This window comes from Rhodococcus sp. C26F (assembly GCF_053345925.1).
On the sequence record NZ_JBKFBA010000001.1, the window covers coordinates 462,600 to 486,527 of the forward strand.

The 23,928-nt window shown below is 67.4% G+C and carries 21 protein-coding genes and 1 pseudogene; 2 read left to right on the forward strand and 20 right to left on the reverse strand.

Annotated features, from left to right (window positions below):
• Positions 1–28: 28 nt before the first annotated feature.
• From ACLBYD_RS02180 to ACLBYD_RS02255, 16 genes and pseudogenes are all read right to left on the reverse strand, one after another.
• A complete protein-coding gene (locus ACLBYD_RS02180; protein ID WP_447815221.1) occupies positions 29–1,126 on the reverse strand; it encodes a class I SAM-dependent methyltransferase in 1,098 nt (365 codons plus the stop codon).
• A gap of 75 nt (positions 1,127–1,201) precedes the next feature.
• Positions 1,202–2,095 (reverse strand): LysR family transcriptional regulator, encoded by an 894-nt coding sequence (locus ACLBYD_RS02185; protein WP_447815222.1) that lies wholly within the window; start codon positions 2,093–2,095, stop codon positions 1,202–1,204.
• 4 nt (positions 2,096–2,099) lie between these two features.
• Entirely contained in the window at positions 2,100–2,969 is an 870-nt protein-coding gene (locus ACLBYD_RS02190; protein ID WP_016695798.1) for a LysR family transcriptional regulator, read from the reverse strand.
• Between the two features lie 44 nt (positions 2,970–3,013).
• Positions 3,014–3,808 carry an enoyl-CoA hydratase/isomerase family protein gene (locus ACLBYD_RS02195; RefSeq protein ID WP_447815223.1) on the reverse strand — a complete coding sequence of 265 codons (795 nt, stop codon included), beginning with the start codon at positions 3,806–3,808 and terminating at the stop codon, positions 3,014–3,016.
• A 2-nt stretch (positions 3,809–3,810) separates the two neighbouring features.
• Positions 3,811–4,572, reverse strand: coding sequence for a crotonase/enoyl-CoA hydratase family protein (locus ACLBYD_RS02200; protein ID WP_447815224.1), 762 nt, complete (start codon positions 4,570–4,572; stop codon positions 3,811–3,813).
• A 1-nt stretch (position 4,573) separates the two neighbouring features.
• Entirely contained in the window at positions 4,574–5,638 is a 1,065-nt protein-coding gene (locus ACLBYD_RS02205; RefSeq protein ID WP_447815225.1) for an MBL fold metallo-hydrolase, read from the reverse strand.
• Positions 5,635–7,200, reverse strand: coding sequence for a long-chain-fatty-acid--CoA ligase (locus tag ACLBYD_RS02210; protein WP_447815226.1), 1,566 nt, complete (start codon positions 7,198–7,200; stop codon positions 5,635–5,637). The genes ACLBYD_RS02205 and ACLBYD_RS02210 overlap by 4 nt, the downstream gene beginning before the upstream one ends.
• A gap of 180 nt (positions 7,201–7,380) precedes the next feature.
• Positions 7,381–7,704: a putative quinol monooxygenase gene (locus tag ACLBYD_RS02215; RefSeq protein WP_229566442.1), complete on the reverse strand. Its 324-nt coding sequence runs from the start codon at positions 7,702–7,704 to the stop codon at positions 7,381–7,383.
• Between the two features lie 11 nt (positions 7,705–7,715).
• The gene (groL, locus tag ACLBYD_RS02220) at positions 7,716–9,365 is read right to left on the reverse strand and encodes a chaperonin GroEL (protein WP_016692543.1); all 1,650 of its coding nucleotides are present in this window, start codon (positions 9,363–9,365) and stop codon (positions 7,716–7,718) included.
• A gap of 32 nt (positions 9,366–9,397) precedes the next feature.
• Positions 9,398–10,401: pseudogene (locus ACLBYD_RS02225) on the reverse strand (NAD(P)-dependent alcohol dehydrogenase).
• On the reverse strand, positions 10,398–11,153 hold the full coding sequence (locus tag ACLBYD_RS02230; protein WP_447815227.1) for an iron-sulfur cluster assembly protein: 756 nt from the start codon (positions 11,151–11,153) through the stop codon (positions 10,398–10,400). Before ACLBYD_RS02230 ends, ACLBYD_RS02225 begins: the two are co-directional and overlap by 4 nt.
• On the reverse strand, positions 11,150–12,193 hold the full coding sequence (locus tag ACLBYD_RS02235) for an amidohydrolase family protein (protein WP_016692546.1): 1,044 nt from the start codon (positions 12,191–12,193) through the stop codon (positions 11,150–11,152). Before ACLBYD_RS02235 ends, ACLBYD_RS02230 begins: the two co-directional genes overlap by 4 nt.
• A 15-nt stretch (positions 12,194–12,208) precedes the next feature.
• Positions 12,209–12,550, reverse strand: a complete 342-nt coding sequence (gene mimD / locus ACLBYD_RS02240) for a propane 2-monooxygenase effector subunit MimD (protein WP_174246967.1) — start codon at positions 12,548–12,550, stop codon at positions 12,209–12,211.
• Positions 12,547–13,653, reverse strand: a complete 1,107-nt coding sequence (locus tag ACLBYD_RS02245; protein ID WP_447815228.1) for an aromatic/alkene monooxygenase hydroxylase subunit beta — start codon at positions 13,651–13,653, stop codon at positions 12,547–12,549. The genes mimD and ACLBYD_RS02245 overlap by 4 nt, the downstream gene beginning before the upstream one ends.
• 43 nt (positions 13,654–13,696) lie before the next feature.
• Positions 13,697–14,740, reverse strand: a complete 1,044-nt coding sequence (locus ACLBYD_RS02250; RefSeq protein WP_447815229.1) for a 2Fe-2S iron-sulfur cluster-binding protein — start codon at positions 14,738–14,740, stop codon at positions 13,697–13,699.
• 81 nt (positions 14,741–14,821) lie between these two features.
• On the reverse strand, positions 14,822–16,450 hold the full coding sequence (locus ACLBYD_RS02255; RefSeq protein WP_016692550.1) for a methane monooxygenase: 1,629 nt from the start codon (positions 16,448–16,450) through the stop codon (positions 14,822–14,824).
• A gap of 299 nt (positions 16,451–16,749) precedes the next feature.
• Between ACLBYD_RS02255 and ACLBYD_RS02260 the strand changes: the two genes are divergently transcribed.
• Positions 16,750–18,474, forward strand: a complete 1,725-nt coding sequence (locus ACLBYD_RS02260; protein WP_447815230.1) for a sigma-54-dependent Fis family transcriptional regulator — start codon at positions 16,750–16,752, stop codon at positions 18,472–18,474.
• Here ACLBYD_RS02260 and ACLBYD_RS02265 read toward each other — a convergent pair.
• Positions 18,447–19,586, reverse strand: coding sequence for a DUF418 domain-containing protein (locus tag ACLBYD_RS02265; RefSeq protein WP_447815231.1), 1,140 nt, complete (start codon positions 19,584–19,586; stop codon positions 18,447–18,449). The two genes, ACLBYD_RS02260 and ACLBYD_RS02265, sit on opposite strands and share 28 nt — an antisense overlap.
• A 162-nt stretch (positions 19,587–19,748) precedes the next feature.
• Between ACLBYD_RS02265 and ACLBYD_RS02270 the strand changes: the two genes are divergently transcribed.
• Positions 19,749–20,273, forward strand: coding sequence for a pyridoxamine 5'-phosphate oxidase family protein (locus ACLBYD_RS02270; RefSeq protein WP_447815232.1), 525 nt, complete (start codon positions 19,749–19,751; stop codon positions 20,271–20,273).
• A gap of 22 nt (positions 20,274–20,295) precedes the next feature.
• Here ACLBYD_RS02270 and ACLBYD_RS02275 read toward each other — a convergent pair whose 3' ends face one another.
• The 3 genes from ACLBYD_RS02275 to ACLBYD_RS02285 are packed head-to-tail and all read right to left on the reverse strand — an operon-like array spanning position 20,296 to position 23,859.
• A complete protein-coding gene (locus ACLBYD_RS02275) occupies positions 20,296–21,783 on the reverse strand; it encodes a TerD family protein (RefSeq protein ID WP_447815233.1) in 1,488 nt (495 codons plus the stop codon).
• A 3-nt stretch (positions 21,784–21,786) separates the two neighbouring features.
• Positions 21,787–23,040 carry a TerD family protein gene (locus ACLBYD_RS02280; RefSeq protein ID WP_447815234.1) on the reverse strand — a complete coding sequence of 418 codons (1,254 nt, stop codon included), beginning with the start codon at positions 23,038–23,040 and terminating at the stop codon, positions 21,787–21,789.
• Between the two features lie 42 nt (positions 23,041–23,082).
• On the reverse strand, positions 23,083–23,859 hold the full coding sequence (locus tag ACLBYD_RS02285; protein ID WP_447815360.1) for an HAD family hydrolase: 777 nt from the start codon (positions 23,857–23,859) through the stop codon (positions 23,083–23,085).
• Between the last annotated feature and the right edge of the window lie 69 nt (positions 23,860–23,928).

Sequence of the window (23,928 nt, forward strand, 5' to 3'; positions counted from 1 at the left end):
AACCTCCCCGAAGTTCCGGCGGGCAACGCTATTCGGTGCGGAGGAGGTAGAAGCGGAAGAAGCCGAAGTCCTCGATGGGGAGCACGTCGACCTCGGTGAAACCGGCGTCGAGGGCATAGCGGCGCAGGGTCGCGGGACGCATGACGGTGCCCGTCCCGACGCTCGGTGTGTGGCTCATGCCGTCAGGGAGACAGATGGTGAGGCTGTAGCCGTACATGAGCCGTTCGACGTCGTCGCCGGGTGCGGTGAAGGTATCGGCCACCGCTTCGTCCATGACGATCATGAACCCGCCGGGTGCGAGCGAACGCCGCACTGCGGCCAGCACCTCGACCGGCCGCGGCATGTCGTGGACGCACTCGAAGGCGAAGGCCGCGTGGAAGTTTCCACCGGGAAGCTCGGACGCGTCGCACTGCGTGAACGTGACGCGCTGCGCCACATCGGCGTTCTCCGCGAGGTTCGACCGGGCCATCTCGACCGACGGGGCATCGATGTCGAAGCCGTACACCTTCGCATCCGGATAGGTGCGCGCGATGGTGATCGTCGACCATCCTCCGCCGCAGCCGATGTCGGCGATCTGCGCGCCCGGCTGCCCGAGCACCCGGTCGACCTCCGGTACCGACCGCAGGGAATCGGGTAACGCCTTCTCGAACAGCGGCCTGTTCGCGTCGGCCTGCGACTCGCACACGTCGCGGCCGAACTGGCTCCAACTCACTCCTCCGCCGCTGCGGTACGCCTCGAGCAGACCGGGAAGCTGCATCGTCGCGCCGACGATCATCCGAGCGAGCGGCGCCATGTACGCCAGGCTGTGCGGATCGGTGAGTACCTCGCGACCGGCCGCAGACAGAGCGAAGCGCGGGGGATCGCCGTCGACGTCGAGCAGACCGGTCACGGCCTGCTGCTCGAGCCACTCGTGGGTGTACCGCGGATGGGTGCCGGTGCGTTCGGCCAGTTCGTCGGCCGTCGCAGGTCCGTCGTCGGCGAGGCTTCGGTACCAGCCGAGACGGTCGCCGATCAGGATCGTGAGGGTGTCCATGGTGCCGAGGACGGAATCGAGGACGCGCTGCGCGTAGGCGTCGACGGAGTCGAGATGGGTGGAGGAACTCGTCGAAGTGGACATACGGATCATCTCCCGAGGGCGGAAGTGGACGTCGTCCCCACTATGGTCGCGCCGGGATCCCCGGATGTCCCCGCTTCGACGGAGTCACTCCTCTGTGCCGGACTCCTCGGACGACCGCACGAAGTCGACGAAGGCGCGCCCGGCCTTCGACAGCGAGGCCGGGTCGAACACCAGTCCGTACGACTGCGCGAAGGTCGGCTCGCACGGACGCACCACCGCGACATCCTGCGCCGACTCGGCAAGGGACCGTTCGACGAACGAGCCGCCCAGACCGGCGAGCACCATCGGCAGGCGGGCTTCGCGATGATCGGTGAGTACGGAGATGGGGCGGCGCACCTCGGCCTGTCGCATCGCGTAGTCGATCGCGTCGCTCACGGAGCCCCCACCGCGCGGCACGAACACCATCGGGATGTCGGGGAGTTCGGCCAAGGACAGCGGCCCGGGTGGCAGGTCGGTGCCGGGGGGATAGGCGAGCCAGTATTCGGTCTGTCCGAGTTCGATGATCTCGAGACCCACCTCGTCCTCGACGGGCAGGTGGGTGACGACGAACTCGCAGTGTCCGTCGTGGATGACCGACGCGGTGAACTCCTCCGCACGCAGATCACCGAGGCGCGCGGTGACCTTGGGATGGAGGCGGCGGAACTCGGAGACCAGGTCGACGATCGGACCGGTCGCGAGAGCGGGGAAGACCATCAGATCCAGTCGGCCCGTCACCTCGGTCGTCGACACGGTGAGCAGCTCCTCAACTGCGTTCACATCGCGGAGGATCTGCCGGCTCGGACCGATCAGCGCCTTGCCCGCCGCGGTGAGCACCATGCCGCGCCCGATGCGGTGGAACAGCTGCACGCCCAGCTCGCGCTCGAGGCTGCGCAGCGCCTGGGAGACGGTGGGCTGGGCGACGCCGAGCTCGGCGGCCGCGCCGTTGATGCCGTCGTTCTCGACGACAGCGAGGAAGTATTCGACCTGACGGAACTCCATGTCGTCACGCTTCCCAGGGGGTGCCGGTGGTGGTCGCCACGAATGCGGCGGCAGCGGGGGACAGATCGCCGGGTCGCATCACCAACCCGACCGGACGTCGGAACGGCGGGTCCAGCGGCCGGACGACGGCACCGGGGATCTGCTTCTCGGCGACACGACGCGGAACGATCGTCCCGGCGGTGCCACGCTCGACGAACTGCCACAGGGCGGCCTGGTTGGCGCAGTCGACGACGACGTTCTGCTCGCCGAGCAGTTCACCGGTGCGCGCGGCGCTCGCGCGGGAGCCGAGGTCGAGGACCAGCGGGAAGTCGCGGACCTGCGCCCGGGTGACAGGGTCCGGCACGTCCGCGGCGAGATCGGGGTGCAGCGCGAGCACCATCTCCTGCTCGAGGACCGGGACGGTGATCATGCCGGCGTGCTCGACCGACAGGTCGGTGATGCCGATCTCCGCTTCGCCGCGGCGCAGCGCCGCATGCACCCCGGGAGGTCCTTCGGCGTCGTTCACCCGCACGGTCAGATTGGGATAGCGCTGACGGAAGCGCTGGACGAACTCGATGACGGGGTGGATCGAGAACGTCGCGAAGGTGACGATCTCGACGCGGCCGGCCTCGAGGTCGCGCACCGCCGCGACCTTCTGTTTCGCCCGCTCGACGTCGGCCAGGATGCGGCGCGCGGCGACCTCGAGAACGCGGCCGTCCTCGGTGAGGGTGAGCCGCCGGCCGGTGCGGTCGAACAGGGTCGTGTCGAGGCGCCGTTCGAGGGTGCGGATGGCCTGCGACAACGAGGGCTGCGAAATATAGAGTGCCTGAGCAGCTTTCGTGATCCCGCCGTGGTCGACGACGGCCACGAAGTAGGTCACGAGGTGCAAGTCCACCCGGTTATCGTAGGTGACGCCCCGAACCGTCCCGCACGGAACCGTCAGGAAGGGGTGTCGACCGGGCGCGGTACCTGCCATCCGCCGGTGAACGACGGCTCGCGTTTCTCGACGAAGGCGCGCATCGCGTCGGGCGCGTCGGTGGCGTGGTTGACCGCCTGCGAACGGGCCTCGTTCTCGAGGGCCTCGCGCAGTGTGAGCGACGAACCCTGCTCGAGCATCCGCGCCGACATGCTCACCGCGACCGGCGGGGCGGCGGCCAATCGCGCGGCCAGTTCGGCGGCCCGGCCGGCGAGGGCGTCAGGCTCGACGAGCTCGGTCACCAGACCTAAGTCGTACGCTTCCTCGGCGCTCACGATGTCGGCGAGCATGACCAGACGCTTCGCCTGGTGCAGTCCGACGAGGCGCGGCAGGATCCACGACCCGCCGAAGTCGACCGACAGTCCGCGCCGCGCGAAGATCTGACTGAACTTCGCCGTCCGGGAGGCGACGACGACGTCGCACAGCAACGCCATGTTCCATCCGGCGCCCACCGCATACCCCTCGACCTGCGCGACCAGCGGCTTGGAGAACTCCGCGACGGCGAGCGCCGTCGCGTTGATCTGCCGCATGCGGTCGAGGGGATGGGTGGAGTCGCGCCGTTCCATGTCGGCGCCGGTGCAGAAGTCGCCGCCGGCGCCGGTGAGGATCACGGCGCGGACGGAGTCGTCGTGCTGGAGCGCACCGAACGTCTCACGCAACGACCGCCACGCATCGACCGTCATCGCGTTCTTGCGCTCCGGCCGGCTCAGTGTGATCGTGGCGACCGAACCGTCCTGCGCGACCAGCACGTCCGACATTCCTACTCACCCTTCCAGACCGGTGCGCGCTTCTCGGCGAACGCCCGGGCGCCTTCCTTGGCGTCCGCAGACGCGAAGACCGGGTCGATGAACTTGCGCTGCGCGACGAAGGCATCGGGGTCGGTGTAGTTGGCAGCCATCGCGACGACCTGCTTGGTGGCCTTGACGGCGAGGGGGCCGTTCGCCGCGACGCGGGCGGCGAGTTCCTTTGCCACCGTGAGTGCTTCACCGGGCTCGGTGACGCGGTTGACGAGACCGTGCTGGTGGGCGGCCTCGGCGGTGAGCGGGTCACCGGTGATGGCCAACTCCATCGCGAGCGGGTAGGGCAGGATCTTCGGCAGGCGCAGCAGGCCACCGGCCGCTGCGGCGAGTCCACGCTTGACCTCGGGGATACCGAACTTCGCTTCGCGCGATGCGACGATCAGGTCGGCGGACAGTGCGAGCTCGCATCCACCGGCCAGGGCCCAGCCCTCGACGGCGGCGATGAGAGGCTTGCTCGGCGGTGCCTCGGTGATGCCGCCGAAGCCGCGACCGGGGATCGACGGCTTCTCGCCGCGCGCGAACGCCTTCAGGTCCATTCCGGCGCAGAACGTTCCGCCGGCGCCGGTAAGGATACCGATGGTCAGGTCGGGGCGTGCCTCGAACTCGTCGATGGCCGCCGCCAGAGCCTCCGAGACCTCGAGGTTCACGGCGTTCTTGGCCTCGGGGCGATTGAGGGTGAACACCGCGACGCCGTCGGCGAATTCGGTGAGGACAACGCTCATGTCAGTTTTCCTCCTTATGGGTCGGAGCGGAGAGAGTCCAGCGGGCGGGAGTTCCGCCGTCGGAACGGATGTCGCCTCGATCGGCGAGAACGATGAGATGGGCCTGGGTTTCGCGGACGGCGAGTCGCTGCAGCCGGGGATCCATCACGTCGATGGGACGCGACCAGGTGACGCGGGTCGTGATCTCCCATGCCGTCGATTCGGGCCGGGCGGCGACGGCATCGCGGACCTCGTCGAGACGGACCTCGTGGTGGTCCATGAGTTGTTGTGCGCGCTCGGTGACTCCGCGGAAGCGGTACTCGTGGGCGGGCAGCACCTCGCAGTCCGGCAAGGCCGTCGTCGCGTGCAGCGACAACAGGTAGCGGTGCAGCGGGTCGCCCAGTTCGCCGGGACCCGAGGAGATGTTGGGGCTGATGCGCGGGAGCATGTGGTCGCCGCTGAACAGCAGGTCGCGGTCGCGGTCGACGAACGCGAGGTGTCCGGGCGTGTGGCCGGGGGTCCACACCGCTTCGATGTTCCACCCGGGAATATCCAGCCGATCACCATGGGCGAGAACGACATCGGCGCTTTCACCTTCGGGAAAGCGCACGAGCTCGAAGCGGGCGGCCTCGACGACCTCGGGCGGTGCGCCGAGCCCGGTGAGGTCCACGCGCCACGCTTCCTTGTCGGCCGCGACGTCCTCCGGGGTGAAGTGCCCGAGGGCGGCGGCGTCGGCGGCGTGCATCGCGATGACGGCGCCGGTCGTCTCCTTCAAGTGGGGTGCCAGACCGAAATGGTCGGGATGCAGGTGGGTGATCGCCGCGTAGCGCACGTCGGTGATGTGGTGGCCGGTCGCGGCGACACCGGCGACGAGGGTATCCCACGACTCCTCGGTGTCCATGCCGAGATCGATCAGGGCGAGACCGTCGTCGAGGGCGAGCGCGTACGAGAGTACGTACCGCAGTGGGTTCTTCGGCATCGGGACCGGGATCGACCACAGTCCCGAACGCACCTCTTCGACGGGAGGCAGTACTCCGGCGGCCCATGCTTCGCGCTGGACGGTGCCGAGGTCCTCGGTGACGATCATGGCGTCGTTCCCTCCTGCACGGGAGCGAACTCGTTGCGCAGTGTGCGCTTGAGGATCTTTCCGCTCGCGTTGCGGGGCAGTTCGTCGACGAAGTGGATGTGCCGGGGCTTCTTGTAGGACGCGAGTCGCTCCACCGTGAACTGGAGGAGTTCGTCCTCGGTCGGGCGGGATGCGCCCGGCGCGACCCGCACGACGGCGGTGACGGCCTCGCCCCAACGGTCGTCGGGCACACCGACGACGGCGACCTCGGCGACGGCCGGATGTTCGGACAGGACGGATTCGACCTCGATCGGGTAGACGTTCTCGCCACCCGAGATGATCATGTCCTTCACACGGTCGGTGACGAACAGGTAACCGTCGGAGTCGATGTGTCCGGCGTCGCCGGTGCGCAGAAAACCGTCGGCCGTGAACAGGGCCGCGTTCTCGGCGTCGCGACGCCAGTAGCCCGACGTGTTGTTCCGCGATCGGCAGACGATCTCGCCGGTCTGGCCGTCGGGAAGCGGTTCGCCCGTGGCGATGTCACGGATCTCGACCTCGACGCCGGGGAGCGGGCTGCCGGCCGAACGCAGCAGGTACGAGCGGGATCCGTGCGGATCGTGGTCGTCGGCGCGCAGGGCCGTGAGGGCACCCATCGTCTCGGTCATGCCGTAGCGCTGCACGAAGCGGCAGTCGAGGGTGTCCATGGCGCGGGCGAGCTGGGTGGGCGTGATGGGGGAGGCGCCGTAGGCGACCAGGCGCAGCGTCGACAGGTCGTAGTCCGACAGGTCGGGCATCTCGACGAGCATGTTGATCACCGACGGCACGAGGAATGCGTGGGTGATGCCGTGCTCGGAGATGGCTGCCGCCACCAGGTTCGGGCGCATCTCGCCGAGCAGCACCAGGTGCAGACCCGCCGACAGGGTCGTGCTCATCCAGCCGGCGCCGGCGATGTGGAACAGGGGCAGCGCGTCGAGGGACACCGAGTCCTCGGTGAACTCGTACAGCGCGAAGTTCTGCGGTTCGTTGAACAGGTTGTGATGCGTCGCCACAACACCTTTGGGGCGACCGGTGGTGCCCGAGGTGTAGAGCTGCAGCACCTCGGTCCGCGGGTCGTCGCCGAAGCCGGGGTCGATGTCGTCACCGGAGGCGACGAAGTCGTCCCACGAGCGTGCGCCGGGAACGGTGGAGGCGTCGCCGACCACGACGATCTGCGCGTCGGGCAGGACTGCGGCGGCAGCGCGGGCGGAGACGGCGAACTCGTCCTCGACGATCAGGACGTCGAGCTGCGCGTCGTCGGCGATGTCGGCGATCTCGCCCGGATTCAGACGCCAGTTGAGCGGGGTGAAGACCAGTCCGGCCTTGGCGCAGCCGACGAACGAGGCCGCACCGGGCAGGCCCATGCGCAGCAGCGCGCCGATGCGCTCGGACGTCGCCGGAACGGTCGCGAGTGCCGAGGCGACCCGGTTGGTGAGCGCGTCGAACTCGGAGTAGGTGAGCGTCGTTCCGCCGGAGCTGACCGCCGCACGATCCGGATGTTCGACTGCCAGCTGCCGGATTCGGTTGGGAAGGTGCAACTCGCTCACATCACGCTCCTGATCGACACGGCCGGCGCGCGGACATGCCGTCCACGCCGGTCCAGTCGATCACGATCGTGACTGCTGCCACAAAGACCTGCGGCCGCACGAAACGTTAGGACAAACCTATGAGCGCACATCGAGACCGACGTCGTGTGNCGCACACGACGTCGGTCTCGACGCGGTCGATCAGTCGATCTGCAGTTCACCCATCCGGGCCCACTCGGTGCCCGGGATCTCCGTGTTGAGGATGCGCGGGGTCTCGCTCAGCGCCGGCCGCATCGCGTCGAGTCCCTTGCGGAAGTGATCGGACTTCACGTGCTCGGCTCCGGCGTCCCCGTCGCGGAACGCCTCGACGAGAACGAATTCGGACGGATCGTCCACGCTGCGGGACCAGTCGAACCACAGGTTCCCGGGTTCGCTGCGAGTCGCCTCGGTGAACTCCGCGGTGGTCTCGAGCCAGCTGTCCTGGTACTCGGGCTTCACCTTGAAACGGACCACGATGAAGATCATCTTGCCTCCGGTCAGTAGATGTTCGAGGGACGGATCATGCCTTCGGCGAGGTCGCCGAAGCCCGGCGCGGGGATCGCCCCGGGATTACCCATGACCTCCTCGACCACGGCGGTCTCGGTGGTGATGAGCAGGGCCGCGATCGACGCCGCGCTCTCGAAGGCCGCCCTGGTGACCTTGAACGGATCGATCACGCCCTCGTCGAACATATCGCCGTACTCACCGGTGAGGGCGTTGAATCCGTGACCGAGCGGCAGACCCTCGACGACCTCGACGACCTGGTCGCCGTCGAAGCCCGCATTGATCGCGATGCGGCGCATCGGCTCGGCGAGCGCCCGCCGCACGACGTCACGCCCGACCGCTTCGTCACCCGGAAGGTCGAGCTCGGCCAGTGCCCGATGGGCCTGCCCGAGTGCCGTGCCGCCACCGGCGACGACCCCCTCCTCGAGAGCCGCGCGGGTCGCGGCGAGCGCGTCCTCGACCCGCAGCATCCGCTCCTTGAGTTCGACGCTGGTCGCGCCGCCGACCTTGATGACCGCGACACTGCCGGTCAGCCGTGCCAGCCGCAGCTGCAGCGCGTCCTGATCGGCGTCGATGCGGGCGCGCCGCAGCTGGGTCTCGAGCTGCGCGATGCGGGCCTGCACGAGATTCGGATCGCCGTGACCACCGACGATCGTCGTGTCGTTCTCGGTGACCGTGATGCGATCGCACGAGCCCAGGTGCTCGCGCGTGACCTCGGACAGTTCGATACCGGTGTCCTTGGCGACGACGTGACCGCCGAGCGCCACGGCGAGGTCCTCGAGTTCGGCGACCCGCCGGTGCCCGAAGCCCGGGGCGCGCACGACGACGGACTGCATCGTCTTGTGCATGTTGCCGCCGACGAGCAGGTGCAGCGCCGGCCCGTCGACGTCCTCCGCCAGCACCACCAGCGGCCGGTCGGCGCGCTTGGCCGCCTCGATGCTCGGCATGATGTCCTGCACCTGGCTGATCTTCTTGTTGGTGAGCAGCACCAACGGGTTCTCGTGGACCGACTCCATGCGCTCGGGGTCGGTGACCATGTAGCCGGAGATGTAGCCGTGGTCGAATTCGATGCCGTCGACGACGTCCACCGACATGCCGAGCGTGTCGGACTCCTCGGTGGTCACGATGCCGGAGCGGCCCACATGGGCGACGGCGTCGGCGATGACCTCGCCGATCGCGTCGTCGTCGCTGGCGGCGAGGGTCGCGATGCGGGCGAGATCCTGCCGGTCGCGGATCTGCACGGCGTGGGCCCGCACGGCGTCGACGACGACGGGCACGGTGCGTTCGATGCCGCGACGCACCCGCATGGGGTTGGCACCCGCCTCGACCGCCCGGAGCCCTTCGCGGACCATGGCCTGCGCGAGCACGGTGGCGGTGGTGGTGCCGTCGCCGACCGTCCCGTTGGTCTTCATCGCGACTTCCTTGACCAGCTGCGCCCCCATGTTCGCGAACGGGTCGCGCAGCTGGATCTCCCGGGCGATGGTGACACCGTCGTTGGTGATGGTCGGCGGGCCGGTGAGCTTCTCGAGGACGGCGTTGCGTCCCTTGGGGCCGAGAGTCACCTTCACCGCGTCGGCGAGCGCGTTGACGCCGTATTCGAGCAGTGTGCGGGCTTCCTGTTCGAACCGCAGATCCTTGGCCATGGCAGGTTTCCTTTCGTCGATGCGGTTCGGGATCAGGGAACGAGGATCGCGCGGCCGCGGACGCGACCGGCATCGAGATCGTCGATGGCCTGCTGGAACTGGTCGAGCGGGTACTTCGTGGTGTGGAGCGTGACCTTGCTCTGCGCGGCGAGGACCATGAGGTCCTGCAGGTCGTTGTAGGAGCCGACGAGATTGCCGATGAAGTTGATCTCCGTCGAGACGATGTCGATGGTGGGGACGTCGATGTTCTCGCCGTAGCCGACGACGTAGTAGTTGCCGGCGCGTCGCAACATCGCCACGCCTTCCTTGGTGGCGCCGCCTTCGCCGACGAAGTCCACGACGGCCTCGGCCCCGTTGCCGCCGGTGAGATCGAGGACCTGCTGTATGTGGGTGCCGTCGGCGACGATCGCGTGGTCGGCACCGATCTCGGCGGCGAGNCGACGACGACGAGTGTGGCCGCCGAGATCGCCTTCAGCACCTGGATGCCGATGTGGCCGAGACCGCCCGCGCCGATCATCATGCAGGTGTCACCCGGGTGAAGAAGCTTGGCTGCCTTGGCGACTGCATGGTAGGCCGTCAGGCCCGCATCGGCGAGAGCAGCGACGTCCGCGGGTTCGAGCGAATCGTCGATACGGACGACGCTGCGGGAGGTCGTCTTCAGGTATTCGGCGTAGCCACCATTGGTGTCGATACCGGGGAAGGCGTTGTTCTCGCAGTGCACGTCGTCGCCGGAGCGGCACGCGCGGCACTGACCGCACGTGATCAGCGGGTGCAGGATCACCTTGTCGCCCACCGCGACGTTCGTGACCGCATTCCCCACGGCGTGCACCCATCCGGCGTTCTCGTGGCCGATCGTGTACGGCAGTTCGACGCCGCTCTTCTCCGCCCACTGTCCTTCGAGGATGTGGATGTCGGTGCGGCACACTCCGGCGCCGCCGATGCGGACGATCACGTCGAGGGGACCCTCGATCTTCGGTTCCGGCACCTCGGTGAGCTGCAGTTTCGTGTGGTAACCCACGACCTGGACGGCCTTCATGACACCCTCCTGACTGGAACGGACGAGGTAGACCTGGCGTCGACGATCCGCGGGCCGGCGGTCCCGTCGTCGTCGGCGTAGCGGGTGGCGAGCAGTCCCCGGCAGAAGTGGGAGTTGCCCTCCATGGAGATGCGCACGGACTTCGCGAACCGCAGTCGCATCGGAATCTTCTCGGCCGGAATCGTTCTGCCGTCATCGTCGACGAACACCCTGCCGGCGGGACACAGGGTCAGGCCGAGCGCCAAGCGTCGCCGGATCAGGGCCGACCGGTACCGGCCGGGCGGGATGTCGCTCAGGGTGAGCGACGGCAGGTCGTCGAGGGTGAGCTCGGTGGTGCGGAGCAGTGCCTCGACACAGCGTTCGAGCGCCGCGAGGTGCGCCTTGCGCAGGAAGGTGCGCCGCAGATCCTCGAGGCTGTCGACGGCCTCGACCCCGAAGGTGCCGCGGTAACCGACGTTCGCCGCCAATCCGGTGTTGATCTTGTGGCTGTCGTGGTGGTCGTCGAGCAGCACCCGCACCTGCCCGATCCCTTCGACCGCCTCGAGCACGTCCTGTGCGTCCGAGGCCATCAGGTACGCGAAGTTGGGTGAGCAGAAGGCCGTGGGCAGACGCAGGTGGACGGTGACGCCCTCGTCGTCGAGGACCACCGACCGGACGAACCCGAGATCGGTGATGGGCTCGTCCAGTTCGGGGTCGGTGACGTCCGACAACGCCCGCAGGACGTCGTCGGACGTCACCGGTTCGACCGTCATGACGACACCGCTTCCTGCGCTCCCGCGGCGACCTCGACCCCTTCCTGTCCGGCCGGTTCGGGAAGCCGCAACTCCGCGGGCACGTCGATGTCGTACAGCGCCGCCGCGTTGAGACCGAGGATCTTCTTCTTCTGATCGGTGGTCAGCGGAGCGTATTCGGTCATGTCCTCGGGGATCTGGAAGTCCACGAACTTCTCGATCAGCCACCGCGGCGTCCACAACGCGTAGTCGCTCGAGAACAGGATCTTGTCCTCACCGATCCAGTACATCAACTCGCCGATGATCTGCGCGAAATAGCGTGGGCGGGTGTGGATGAACGGGATCGCCACGGCCAGACCGCCGTACACGTTGGACTCCTGCGTGGCGATCCAGCAGAAGTCCTCGAGGCGGGGCAGGCCGACGTGCTCGACGACGAACCGCAGGTCGGTGTAGTCGGTGGCGACCTTGTCGATGTCGGCGACATCGAAGGCGTCACGATCGAGCGGCCTGATGGTCGGGCCCTTGTGCACGTGGATGTTCTTGATCCCCAGCTCGATACATTCCTCGAGATAGCGGCGCGACCACTTGTCGTCGAGCTTGTATCCGCGGGAGTCGCCGAACCATTCGGCCGTGTAGAGCTTGACGCCCTGCAGGTTCATGCTCTCTGCGTCGCGTCGCAGTTGTTCGAGGCCGGCCTCCTCGTGACGCGGATCGTAGGCGTGGTTGTAGGTGAGCTTGCCGGGATGCTTGCGGGTGAGGGCGAGGCACTCCTCGGTCTGCCCGAAACCGGTCTTGTAGAACTCGCTCAGCAGCGTCGCCTGGAAGATCGCGTGGTCGACATAGCCGTCGACGAACAGGTCCTTCATGAACCTCTCGCTGCCGTAGTAGGCGTAGGTGTCGAAGTCCCACACCTCCTCCTGCGGGCTGAGGTTCCTGTGGTAGTCGTAGAAGCAGTCGATGAACTGCTGGCCGTGGATGTTCTTCAGGTTCGAAGCCCGTGCGTCCCAGATGTGTACGTGAGCGTCGACGATGAAGTAGTTCTCGTCGTTCTTGGAATACATGTCGTACCTCGATTCCTAGGGCGCGGTGAGGTCGAAGCCGATGTACTCGGCGGCGTCCTCGGGGCTGGCGAACAACATGGTCCTGTCGTCGAGATGCACCATGCGTCCGTAATGGGTCGAGCTGATCTCCTCGAAGATCGATCCGTCGAACTCGCTGCCGAGGGCCTCGGTGAGCTCGTCGTAGTCGAACTCGAGCAACCGGGTGCCGTCGACGCGGATCATCGACGGGTACTCCGTCAGTTCCACTCCCTCCTTCGCGCCCATGACGTCGGCGACGACGCGGCCGATCGGAGTGTTCATGAGCGTCACTCCGCACTTGTTGGAGAATTCGGTGGAGGATCCGAAATTCATGCTCACTGGTCCAGCTCCTTCGGTGCTTCCAGGCCGATCTCCTCGAGCAGGGACCGGAACTTGGACTGGGCGGTTTCGAGGCTCGAGGCGAAGGTGATCGCCTTGTCGGACGGCTGCGACCAGATCGGCTGCAGCGCCCGTGCCGCGTCGATGCACCGCGGCACCCACGTGCTCATCCACGACGAGAACAGTTCCTTGTTGGATTCGCCGAATTCCTCGTCGCGCGTGAGCATCCGGTACAGCGCCCGGGTGTACGAGAGGTCGCGGTCGTAGTCGTGTTCACCGGTACCGACGATCGTCGGGGTGATGTAGTCGCCGTTGCGGGCGGCGATCTGCATGATCAGCTCGGTCCGGAAGAGCGATCCCACCAGCTGCTCGAAGACGATGTTGGTGGCGAAGAGCAGTTCGCACCAGTCGCCCACCGCCGTCAGACGTTCGACCACTTCGCGGGTGGGCTGCCATTCGGGGGCGGACTGCCAGACCTCCTTGTGGGCCGATCCGTCGAACGGCACACCGGATTCGGGGAGATCGAGATTGAACAGCGCCAGATCCTGCGCGAACCGCAGCTTGTGTGCCGCGTTGACCGCCACCGCGGTGTTGATCATGTTGGTCGGTCCCGACCGCTGGATCGACGTGAACACGTGCAGACCGAGACCGTTCTCGGCGTGCATCCACGCACCGAGGTTCCGCGCGATGAACGTGAGCCAGGGGGTGTTCCACACCTCGTACGCACGTGCCCGCTTCGCGTTCTTCAGGCACAGGTCCACCTGCCGGACGACTGCCGCGTTGTTGCGGTAGATCGACTGGTCCCACTCCTCGTTCGGATCCCGGAACTGGTGCCAGTCCGACGATTTCGCGACCGTCCATTCCTTCGGGTAGCCTCCGGGGCCGTTGCCGAATCCGTAGATCCAGCCCTGGCTCAGGTGCCGCTCGGGGTCGGGTTGCACGTCGACGGTGACGTCCTCGTAGGTCGTCGCCCGCAGCTTCGCCGGCTTGTAGTAGTTGTAGGTGCGGCTCTTCGAACTCGGGAACTCCAGTGCGCCGGCCTCGGCATCGGTGAACTCGATGCGCGGGAAACTGCGCCTCTGGGGCTCTGCAGTGGCGGTCATCTGTGGATTCTCCTGTCGCTGGGACGAAATGGGGGAGCTTCGATCACTCGAAGGTCGGGCTGGTGAACTTGTCGTAGAAGATCTGGTCCTTCGGGACGTTCCTGCTCTCGAGGAGTTCGAGGGTTGCATCCACCATCGGGGGTGGGCCGCACAGATACGTCTCGCACCGGTGGAGTTCGGTCTCGTGCGCACCGACCACGTCCGGAACCATGCCCGTCTCCACCCCGGTGAGATCGTCGGGAAGGGAGTCCGCGCTCTCCGACAAGCATGGCACGAAGACGAAGTCCCGTAAGGCTTTTGCAAATTCTCGTATCTCGTCGAGGTAGAACAGGTCGGCGGCGGTCCGCGCGCCGTAGTAGAAGCGCACGGGTCGGGGATCGGAGGTCTCGCTCATGTGCCGCAGCAGCGACAGGATGGGCGCCATCCCGGCCCCACCGCCGATGCAGACGATGGGCAGCACGTGACCGTCCTTGAGCGTCGACGATCCGTACGGACCCGTCAGTGCCAGTTCGTCTCCCACGTGCAGACCGTCGTCGAGAAAGCCCGAGAAGACACCCCCGGGGTACTTCTTGATGAGGAACTGCACCCGATCGGAGGTCGCCGGGGTGGTGGCCATGGAGAACGACCGGTGATCCTCGGTTCCGGGGATGGTGATGTCGGCGTACTGGCCGGCCTTGAACTCGAAAACCTCCGGCTCGATCGGCCGGACCTCGAGGGAGACGATGTCGCGGGTGACCGGTTCGATCGATACCACCTCGGTCCGGACGTTCTGGATCGGCACGCCGCCGAGCAGTTCGTCCTCGTCGAAGTTGAGCAGTTCGATGGTGCAGTCGCTGAACGAGTGCGAGCGACAGAGCAGGACGTATCCCTCCTCGACCTCGGCGTCGTTGCACGCGAAGGTCGAGTAACGATCCATCTGGATGTCGCCGTCGAGGACGTAGGACTTGCAGGCCGAGCATTGCCCCTCACGACATCCGTGCATCAGGTGGATGCCCTGTCGGAAGGCCGCGTCGAGGATCTTCTCGTCCTCGGCGACGTCCATCTCGATGTCGACGGGTTCGAAGTGGATGCGGTGGGTGTCGGCCACTGGAACCTCCTGTACGTAGGGGGTGGGTGCCCGGCCGGTGCGGATGCAGGGGAAGTCCGCGCCGGCCGGGCCGGGTGGTGTCTACAGCGGGGTGGCGCCGGCGCGGTACTCCGCGATGTGTGCTTCGCGTTCCGCGTCCGACATCTGGTTCAACAGCACGTTCGGGCTCTGGAAGGTGTTGCCCCGCACGTCGTCCAGGGTCCACATCTTCTTCGGGTCGAGATCGAGGTGCGGCTGGCCGATAAGGGTCTTGCCGTCGTCGCGGACGTAACCGAGGTCCTGGACGATGTCGGCGAGATCCTTGTCGTGGTGCAGCGTCTCCCATTCACGGAATCCGGTGAGGCGTCCCATGTTCGGAGTCTCGCGGCCCTCGTACTCGCCGCGGAAGGCGACCGCGTCGGTCCAGTAGCACGGCTCCGAGCAGTAGGTGCGCCACTGGTCGTCGACCTTCTCGACCACCATGTCCTCGCGGACGAGGCACGGCACCATGCACGTCCAGCACCGGTGGGGGTACTGGTATCCCACGTCCTCGAAGGCGATCGGCTTGTTGCGTCCGGGATGGGCGAGACGGTTGTAGTTCTCCCACCACTTGCCGAACTTCGAGTACCAGCCGGGATACTTCTCCTCGAACCATTCGAAGTCGGCGTCGGTCATCGCGTCGATCCGCCAGTAGTTCACCGGCCAGCCGGTCGCGAAGAAGCGTGCCACCTCGTGCACATAGCTCTTCTCGGTGATGCGCTTCCACGCCTCCTCGACGAGATCGTGCGGGATGGTGAGCCCGTACTTCTCGAGCGGGAGCAGGTAGCTGCGGTAGTAGTCGTCGTAGATCCACCGCCGCCACATCTCGGCGTAGGATTCGCGGTCCTTCCGGCGATCCTTCGTGCCGTACTCGATGAAGGTGCCGATCGCGGCGTCGACGACGCAGTGGTTGTTCCACCACGCGTACCGCAGGTCGCGTTCGAGGAGCGGGCGGTTGCGTTCGTCGGCGAGGGCCATCAGCAGGATCGAGTAGCCGTTGGAGATGTGCCGGGACTCGTCCGATTGCACGGAATGGAAGACCGTGGGCAGCAGGTAGTCGCCGTTGGCGGCGGCCTCGTCGGGCATCGCGACGAAAAGCGTGTTGGTGAAAGCGGTCTCGGCGACCACCGTCAGGTATATGTTCGCGGCGGTGATGGCGTCGCCGGTGATGAATCCTTCACCGAACTGCCGGCCGATGGTGCCCGCGTAGTTGTTCGCGAACGCCTTCTCCGTGATGTCGAAGCCGGCCGGGTCGATGTAGTTGTTCATGTACAGCTTCTTGAGGTTCATTTGAATCGTCGAGTGACGAACCTCGTCGATCATCTGCACCGCGAGCCCGTTGTGGATCTCGGGATTGGGCACGGCGTCGATGGCCATGGGCATCGCGCGGGCCGCGGAGATCTCGGGGAACGGGATGATCGACAGGAACAACTTCTGCCATTCGAGCCAGCGTTGCTGGACCTGGCGGAACATGTTGCCGCGGATCGCGCCGTCCATGGCGCCGTAGACGCGGTTGTCCTTCTCCTCCTCCATCGGGAAGTACGACCGCATGATCTGCTTGAGCGGATCCTTCTTCGGGGCCTTCTCGAAGGTGTAGTCGGTGCCGAAGCGGGTCGCGGGTGTCGCGAAGGTGGGCTCCCACGACAGTTCGGTGATCTTCGCATGCGCCTTGGTGAGGCTCTGCCTGCTCAATGTGTGCCTCCTGGATCGGGAGCCGGCTGGTGCCGGCCGTCGGGAGATCGGGGGTGATGCCGATACAACCCCGTAGAAAACACACAATCTGTCTCATTCTGAGACGTGGATCACAGTTTGAAGCGTTAAAGTTGCGTTCGGAACATTCCGAAGAGCGACCCGCGCGACCGACAATCGGGAGATCGACGGTGAGTGCAGACAGACCGGGTGCTGCGTCGAAACGCGCAGCATCCCGAGACGAAGCCGGAGGTAGTGCGATCGCACCAGGCGATATCGGTCGGATGAGGAACTGGCTGCGCGTGTCGTGGTTGCGATCGGCGCAGGCGAACGTCGACGCCGATCAGCCGGGTGCCGACTACGTCGACCCCGACACGGTCGACACCGTGCTTACCCGCGCTGCGGCGCCGGTACTCGAGGCAATGGCCCAGGAGATCGACAGCGAACCGGTCTCGCTCATCCTCACCGACGCGTCCGGGACCGTGCTGCGCCGGCACCTCGGAGACACCGGTCTCGCCGCGGCGCTCGACAGCGTCCATCTCGCGCCGGGCTTCCGGTACGCCGAGACGAGCGTCGGCACGAACGGCATCGGTACCTCCCTCGAGGTGGGCGCACCCCTGCTCATCCGCGGCGACGAGCACTACAACGGGCTTCTACGCCGGTTCTCGTGTGCGGGCGCCCCGGTGACCCATCCGGTGACCGGGGCGGTGCTCGGCGCCGTTGACCTGACCACCCTGGCGGAGAACACCAATTCGCTGTTGCTGTCGTTCGCGAAGATGGTCGCGCAGCGGATCCGGGAACAGATCCTCGAGGAGGCCGGCGAGCTCGACCGGGCGCTGCTGCGCGACTACCACCTCGCCTGCCAGCATTCGGGCCGGCCGGTCATCGCGATCGGCGACGAAGTGCTCATGATGAACGACCTCACGCAGCGTGTGTTCGATTCGCGCGACCAGGCGGCCATCATCGACCGCACCCGCGACTCGCGGGGCAGGTCCGAACCGTTCACGCTCCTCGCCGACCTGCCGAGCGGCGTCACCGCACGGTTGTCCTACCGGCCCACCTTCGTCGATGACCGGCTCGCGGGCGGGATCGTGCACATCAAGGAACAGGTGAGCCGCGGGCGGACGCGGACGGCCGGTCGTGGTGGCGCTCCGGTTCTGCGGTCCGTCGTCGGTACGAGTGCCACGTGGACGCGTGCCGTCGAGGAGGTGTTCGACGCCTGTGCGCGGACCGAGTGGATCGTCGTCGACGGCGAGCCGGGTTCCGGAAGGTCGGCCCTGGTCCGTGCGGTGCACGAATACGCCAGGATCGGGCGCCTTCTCGTCTCGGTGGATGCGTCGACGGTGAGCGTCGACGAGCTCCTCGAGCGGATCGCGGCGGCGGTGGACGAGGGAGCGGATCTGCTGGTCCGCCGCGTCGACGGACTCGACGGCGACACCCTCGATGCGGTGGGCGATCTCCTGCTCGATGCGGCGTCGAACTCCGCGGCGGACGATTGCTGGGTGACGGTCACGATGGACTCGGCCGACGGCCTGCCCGACACGCATCCGCTGTTGCGGTTGTTCCCCAAGACCGTGCCGGTGCCCCCACTGCGTCACCATGTCGACGACCTGCCCGAACTGTCCCGCTACCTCCTCGATTCGATGGGTGCCGAGAACCTGACGTTGTCCCGTGCCGCGGCGAACCAGCTCGCGCGACTGTCGTGGCAGGGCAACGTGACCCATCTTCGGTCGGTGCTCGAGGACATCTTCAGGCGCCGCCGGTCCGGCACGATCGAACTCGACGATCTGCCCGCGGAGTGCCGGTCGGCCACTCGTCGACGCCTCACGAGAATCGAATCGCTCGAACGCGACGCGGTGGTCGACGCCCTCGCACTCCACAACGGCGACAAGGCCGCTGCGGCACAGGCTCTGGGGATGTCGCGCGCGACGATCTACCGCAAGATCCGCGAGTACGGCATCGAGTTCGGCCGCGCTCCTAAACAGGATCGGACGACACGTCAGCGACGTTCCGTCAGCCGCTCGTAGGACACCCGCCACACCCATTCGACCGGACCCTGGCGGAATCGGCCGAGCCACCACCGGGATCCGACCACCATCACCGCTCCCACCGCGATGTACACCGCGATCGTGAACGGGACCCGCATGTCGGCGTCCACGGCCTTCGCCAGGCCGAATCCCCAGTCGTAGCAGAGCACCGACGCGACGATGTTCTGCACGATGTAGCAACTCAGGGCGGTCCGCCCGATGCGTTCACAGGCGGTGCCGACCGTGCCGGTCGTGGACCTGCCGATGTAGAAATGGGCGATCCACGCCGGCAGGCCGAGCGCGACGAACGGTGCGATGCCGTAGCGCGCTGCGAATACACCTGCGGTACCGCCGAACAGACCTGCGGCGAGATCGAGAGGCGCCGCGATCGCCCCGACCACCATCAGCCGCCGGCGCAGCACCGCGCCTCTGCTGTCGAACAGCCCGGCCGAATACAGTGCGGCGCCGGTCAGGAACAGCGCGACCGTCATGGGGATCACGAAGATCACCTCGGCGCGGAACGCAGCGGCGTTGTCCACGCGGAAGACGACCATGTCCCACCAGGTGGCGGTGGTCAACTCGGGGGTCTCCGCATTCGGCGGTGAACCTGCGAGCGTCACGACGAGCGCGGTCACGGCTATCGCGTGCACGGCGACGGCCGTACCCGCGACCCACAACCGCACACGACGGGAGGAGATCACGAGCCCGCACACGAGGATGGACGTCAGCGCATACCCCATGAGGATGTCGAACTCGGCGACGAGCAGGTAGTGCACGAGCCCGTCGACGAGGAGCAGAGCGGCGCGTACCCGGTAGCCGCCGGGCCACGGACGCCCCGCTCGCTGCGCGGACGCCGCCTGCACGGCGAGGCCGATCCCGAACATCAGCGTGAGTAGCCCGAGGAACTTCCCCTGTGCGAGCTGCATGAGGATGCGTTGCGGCCACGGATCGGTGCCGATCGAGGCGAGATAGCCGACGATGCCGGCGGGGTCGGTGAAGATCCAGACGTTGGCGGCGAAGGTGCCGAGGATGGCGATTCCCCGGGCCACGTCGAGGGCGAGGATGCGTCGCTGTCGCGTCGTCGGATCGGTGACCGTCATGATCCCCACCATGCGACGCGGAGGGTGTGGTGCGCGTCGGCCGACCGGGGGATGGCGGGTCCTCCATGCGGGTGACCCGGCGCCCGGTGATCTCCCCGAGAGCCGGGAGCGGCGAGGTGGAACAGAGCAAGAACTGTCGGGCCCTACGAGCGCCGGTGATGTGAGCATGGAGTCATGCACGAAACCCCCACCGAACTCGCCGACCTCCAGGAACTCCTCGATACGTCGCTGTCCCGGTCCACATCCCATCTGAGGTCGATCGTCGACGCGTCGCGGACCCTCACGGCCGAGCAGCTCGTCGAGGTGCTCACAGGTATGTGCGTCCTCTCGCTGGCGACGGTCACCGCCGGCGGTGAACCGCGCATCAGTGCTGTGGACGGACATTTCCTGCACGGCAAGTGGTACTTCGGCACGGCCCCCGATGCCGCCAAGGCCCGGCATCTCGCCGCACGTCCCGCGGTCAGCGCGGCGCACATGCGCGGGGAGGACCTCGGAGTGTTCACACACGGCCACGTGGAGATTCTCAACCCGCGCGGCGGTGAGCCGGCCGACGACTGGCCCGAACTGCTCGCCTACCTTCAGTCGTTCTACGGCGGTGACGCGTTCGACTGGAGCGAGGAGGTGGTCTACTACCGCCTGGATCCGCACTGGATGACCGTGTACGCGCCCGATTTCATGGCGCTCGTCGACCGGCGCTGACCCCCGTCGTCCGAGGATTCGATCACTCCGGAAGCGAGCTCCCGCCCAGCGCACCACGCAGATGCTCGGTCTCGGTGGGCAAGCTGTCGGGAACGAACGTCCATCGGCCTCCCGTCCACGGATCGGCCAGCTCCCCGTCGACGGGAAGTTTCTGCGCCTCGTCCCACAGGATCTCCGCGACCCGATCGTCCGGTGGATCACCCGCGAGGACGACCGAGACCCGGCCGGCACTGCCGGTACGCGCGATCCGGACGATCTCGAGCAGGTCGTCGCGGTCGTAGCCGTAGGGGAACCCGGCGAGGACCAGCAACACGGGTGATGCGGTGTCCGCGTCGACCTGCCGGGAGAGCGCGTCGAGGTCCGCCGCGTCGGCCAGCCCCTGCAGCTTGGCGGGGACCTGCGACCGGTCGTGGACGGGCGGTCCGGCGAGTCGCCCTGCGGTAAGCGTTTCGAGTGCGGGCAGCGTCCGCCCGGGATCGACGAGGTGCAGCAGGGTGTCGGGCCGGGCCGTGAGCAGCCGCACGACCACGGACGACACGACGGGACCGAGGTCGGCCGGGTCGCCGTCGATCCACAACGGTCGCGTGAGCGGTGCCGGCAGGCACAGGGGGATGCGCAGCGGACCCAGATCGGGCGCCGTCACCTCACCCACCCGCACGCCGTCGCTCGGCAGGTGCAGGTGCATCCAGGCCGGGGAGATCCAGGATGCGAGTGCGGGCGGCAACGTCGCGTCGACGGTGAGCAGTTCGGCGGCGAGCACCGCACTGTCGTCGCGGTAGCGGGCCTCGGCGACACCGACGAGCTCGTCGTAGCGCTGCTGCGCACGGGCCCGGGCACGGTCGGCCTCGGGCTCCATGCGCCGGGCGGGATCGGCCACCGCTGTCGAGAGTTCGTCGTCGAAACGGTGCTGGGCGAACTCCACACTCGACGTGTACGCGGCGGCCGACCGGGCGGCGTCCTCGAAGATCCGCCACAGCACCTCGAGAGGCGAGAGGCCGATGACGGGACCGGGCCCGGGAGCGGCCACCTTCTCCGCGTCGGAGGGTGACTCGACGTCCACCCCGTGCGCGGTGAACATCTCGGCGAGTCCACCGGCGTATCCCTGGCCGAGGGCACGGATCTTCCATTCGTCGTGACGACGGTAGATCTCCCAGCACAGCAGCGCCGTCTCGGTACCGACCGCCGGTTCCACGTGAAACGACGCGAGGACGGTGCCCGCCGCGTCGGACAGCGAGGTCGACACCGCTGCGGGTCGCTCGCAGCCGACCGCGCACAGCACGCGTGCGCCGGAACGGACCGCGTCGACGTCGACGACGATCACCTTGCCCTCGAGCCGAACGCCCGCCGTCGTCGGTTGGTTGTAGAACACGACGTCGTCGGAGGACGCCACCTGCAGGCCGTCGTCCACGACGAACGCGCACACGTCCAGCGGGACGGATGCGGTCGCCGTGAAACGGACCGTGCGGGTCGGCAGCGGGGCGTTGCGCCCCGCTGTGAAGAGTTCGCCCACCGGTCAGACGGCCAGGAACCGGCCCAGTTGCGGCGCGGCCTCACCGGGATGCTTCGCCTGCATGCCCTCGCCGATGGCCTGCAGCTTCCATTCGCTGCCCTGGCGGTAGACCTTCGCCATGACCATGCCCGTGAACGGCATGCCGCCCTGCAGCGTGTAGCGGGCCAGCTCGGTGTCGATCGTGCCGTCGACGAGACGGCAGAACGCGTTCTGCACCTGCTCGAAGGTGTGGCCCTTGTAGGAGGTCACGATGAACATCACCGTCGTGACATGGGCGGGGACCCGCGTGAGGTCGACGAGCATCACCTCGTCGTCGCCCTCACCGGCACCGGTGAGGTTGTCGCCCTGGTGCTGGACCGAGCCGTCCTTCGACTGCAGCTGGCCGTAGTACACGACGTCGGCGATCTGGTTGTCGGCGAACATCACGGCCGAGGCGTCGAGGTCGATGTCGGCGGAACGGTTGCCGAACAGGCCACGCTTCTCCACTGGATCCCAGCCGAGCCCCATGCGCAGGAAGGTCAACGCGACGCCGCCGTCCTTGCGGAGGGTGACCTTCTGGCCCTTCACCAGGCTCACCGGGCGGTTCTTCGTGAGGCTGACCTCCGCGGGCTGTGCCGGAGAGGCAGGCTGTGCCTGAGGTGCCTGCTGTGCCGGAGGCGGTGTCTGCTGCACGGGCGGTGTCTGCTGCACGGGCGGAGCCGGAGCCGGCGTGGGAGCGACGGGCTGAGGTGCGGCAGCAGGCTGGGCGGGTGCGTCGTCGACGCTGACGCCGTGGTCGGTCACCAGCGCCGCGAAACCGCCCGCATATCCCTGGCCCACGGCGCGGACCTTCCACGCGCCCTGGCGCCGGTACAATTCCAGCGCGATCACGATGGACTCGGTGCTCAGTCCGTCGATCCGGTACTCGTACAACACCGTTCCCGCACTGTCGGACACGCGCGCGGTGGGCGGTGCGAACCGGCCGAAGCTGCTCGACGCGTCGTCGAGGGTGATCACGGCGCGCACCTGATCGATGTCGGCGGGAACCTGCGCGAGCGACACGGCGAGCGAGGCCGCCTGCCCGGGCGCGCCGGATACGAGACGTACACCCGGCCCGGTGGGCTGGTTGAAGAACACGAAGTCGGCGTCGGAGCGCACCTTGCCGTCGGCCTTGACGAGCAGTGCGGACAGATCGGCGGGCGTGGTCAGCTCGAGCGAGACGACGACGTCGGACGCGGTGAGCGGTCCGTTCTGACCCTTGGAGAGCGGAGTCGGCAAGAGATGTGTCCTCACTGTGTCGGTGACCGGGCACCTTCTACTCTACGAAGCGACCGGAAGACGAGCGGATCGGGCGAACCAGGCGAGGATCTCCTCCCCGGCGGTGACGCCCGCGGCGTCGGTCACCGAGACGGTCGGGTGGCGCCAGTCCATCAGTTCGAGTTCGCCGTGGCGAGGCCGGATCGCGGCGTCGGCGGCCTTCAGCATCTCCGCATCGAGCGCACCGTCGCCCGCGGCGAAGACCGGGGCGTCGTCGGCAAGCACCCCGCGGTCGCGGAGCCGGAGGTGCACCTCGGCCACCGCGCGGCTCTTGCACACGCTGTTCGGCATCGTGTAGATCTTCCGGCCCTGCTGCGACGCGTTCCAGCCGCGCGTCGAACACCACTCGTTCCAGTCGTCGAGAAATCCCGCCGGTTGCGCTGCGACGTCGACGACGAGGTAGCAGAACAACTCGTCGGCGATGCGGAACTTCGACACCCAGTCCTCGGAGATTCGGCGGCGCAGTTCGGTCGTCACCTCGTCGAGGCTTGCGCCCCCCTCGCGTACCGCTGCTTCCACGGTCCTGCGCCAGTACGGGTCGAGATGCCCGTCCTCGAGGATCGACCCACCGTTGCTCGCGATGGCATACCGCCACGGACCGCCGGGGAGGTCGATGCGGCGGAACTGTTCGGGTGTGCGCGTGGTCGTCGGCACCATCGCGACCTCGCCGGTGAGCGTCCGAAGCTGTTGTGCAGCAATGTCGGTGACGTACGACAGCGGTGCGCCCTCGTAGTACTCGACACAGAGTAGATCCTGCGTGTCGAACTGGTCGCCGGTCATCGCGGCGCGCGAATAGATGAGGGTGCGGTCGAGATCGGTGGCGACCAGTGCGGGCGCGGTGCCGGTCAC

Bases quoted from the DNA above. Each gene is read 5' to 3' on its own strand.
- ACLBYD_RS02245 (WP_447815228.1), bottom strand. From the start codon at position 13,653: ATGACCGCCACTGCAGAGCCCCAGAGGCGCAGTTTCCCGCGCATCGAG.
- ACLBYD_RS02215 (WP_229566442.1), bottom strand. From the start codon at position 7,704: ATGATCTTCATCGTGGTCCGTTTCAAGGTGAAGCCCGAGTACCAGGAC.
- ACLBYD_RS02235 (WP_016692546.1), bottom strand. From the start codon at position 12,193: ATGTATTCCAAGAACGACGAGAACTACTTCATCGTCGACGCTCACGTA.
- ACLBYD_RS02185 (WP_447815222.1), bottom strand. From the start codon at position 2,095: ATGGAGTTCCGTCAGGTCGAATACTTCCTCGCTGTCGTCGAGAACGAC.
- ACLBYD_RS02200 (WP_447815224.1), bottom strand. From the start codon at position 4,572: ATGAGCGTTGTCCTCACCGAATTCGCCGACGGCGTCGCGGTGTTCACC.
- ACLBYD_RS02195 (WP_447815223.1), bottom strand. From the start codon at position 3,808: ATGTCGGACGTGCTGGTCGCGCAGGACGGTTCGGTCGCCACGATCACA.
- ACLBYD_RS02180 (WP_447815221.1), bottom strand. From the start codon at position 1,126: ATGATCCGTATGTCCACTTCGACGAGTTCCTCCACCCATCTCGACTCC.
- ACLBYD_RS02230 (WP_447815227.1), bottom strand. From the start codon at position 11,153: ATGACGGTCGAACCGGTGACGTCCGACGACGTCCTGCGGGCGTTGTCG.
- ACLBYD_RS02205 (WP_447815225.1), bottom strand. From the start codon at position 5,638: ATGATCGTCACCGAGGACCTCGGCACCGTCCAGCGCGAAGCATGGGCC.
- groL (WP_016692543.1), bottom strand. From the start codon at position 9,365: ATGGCCAAGGATCTGCGGTTCGAACAGGAAGCCCGCACACTGCTCGAA.
- ACLBYD_RS02285 (WP_447815360.1), bottom strand. From the start codon at position 23,859: ATGACCGGCGACCAGTTCGACACGCAGGATCTACTCTGTGTCGAGTAC.
- ACLBYD_RS02265 (WP_447815231.1), bottom strand. From the start codon at position 19,586: ATGGTGGGGATCATGACGGTCACCGATCCGACGACGCGACAGCGACGC.
- ACLBYD_RS02270 (WP_447815232.1), top strand. From the start codon at position 19,749: ATGCACGAAACCCCCACCGAACTCGCCGACCTCCAGGAACTCCTCGAT.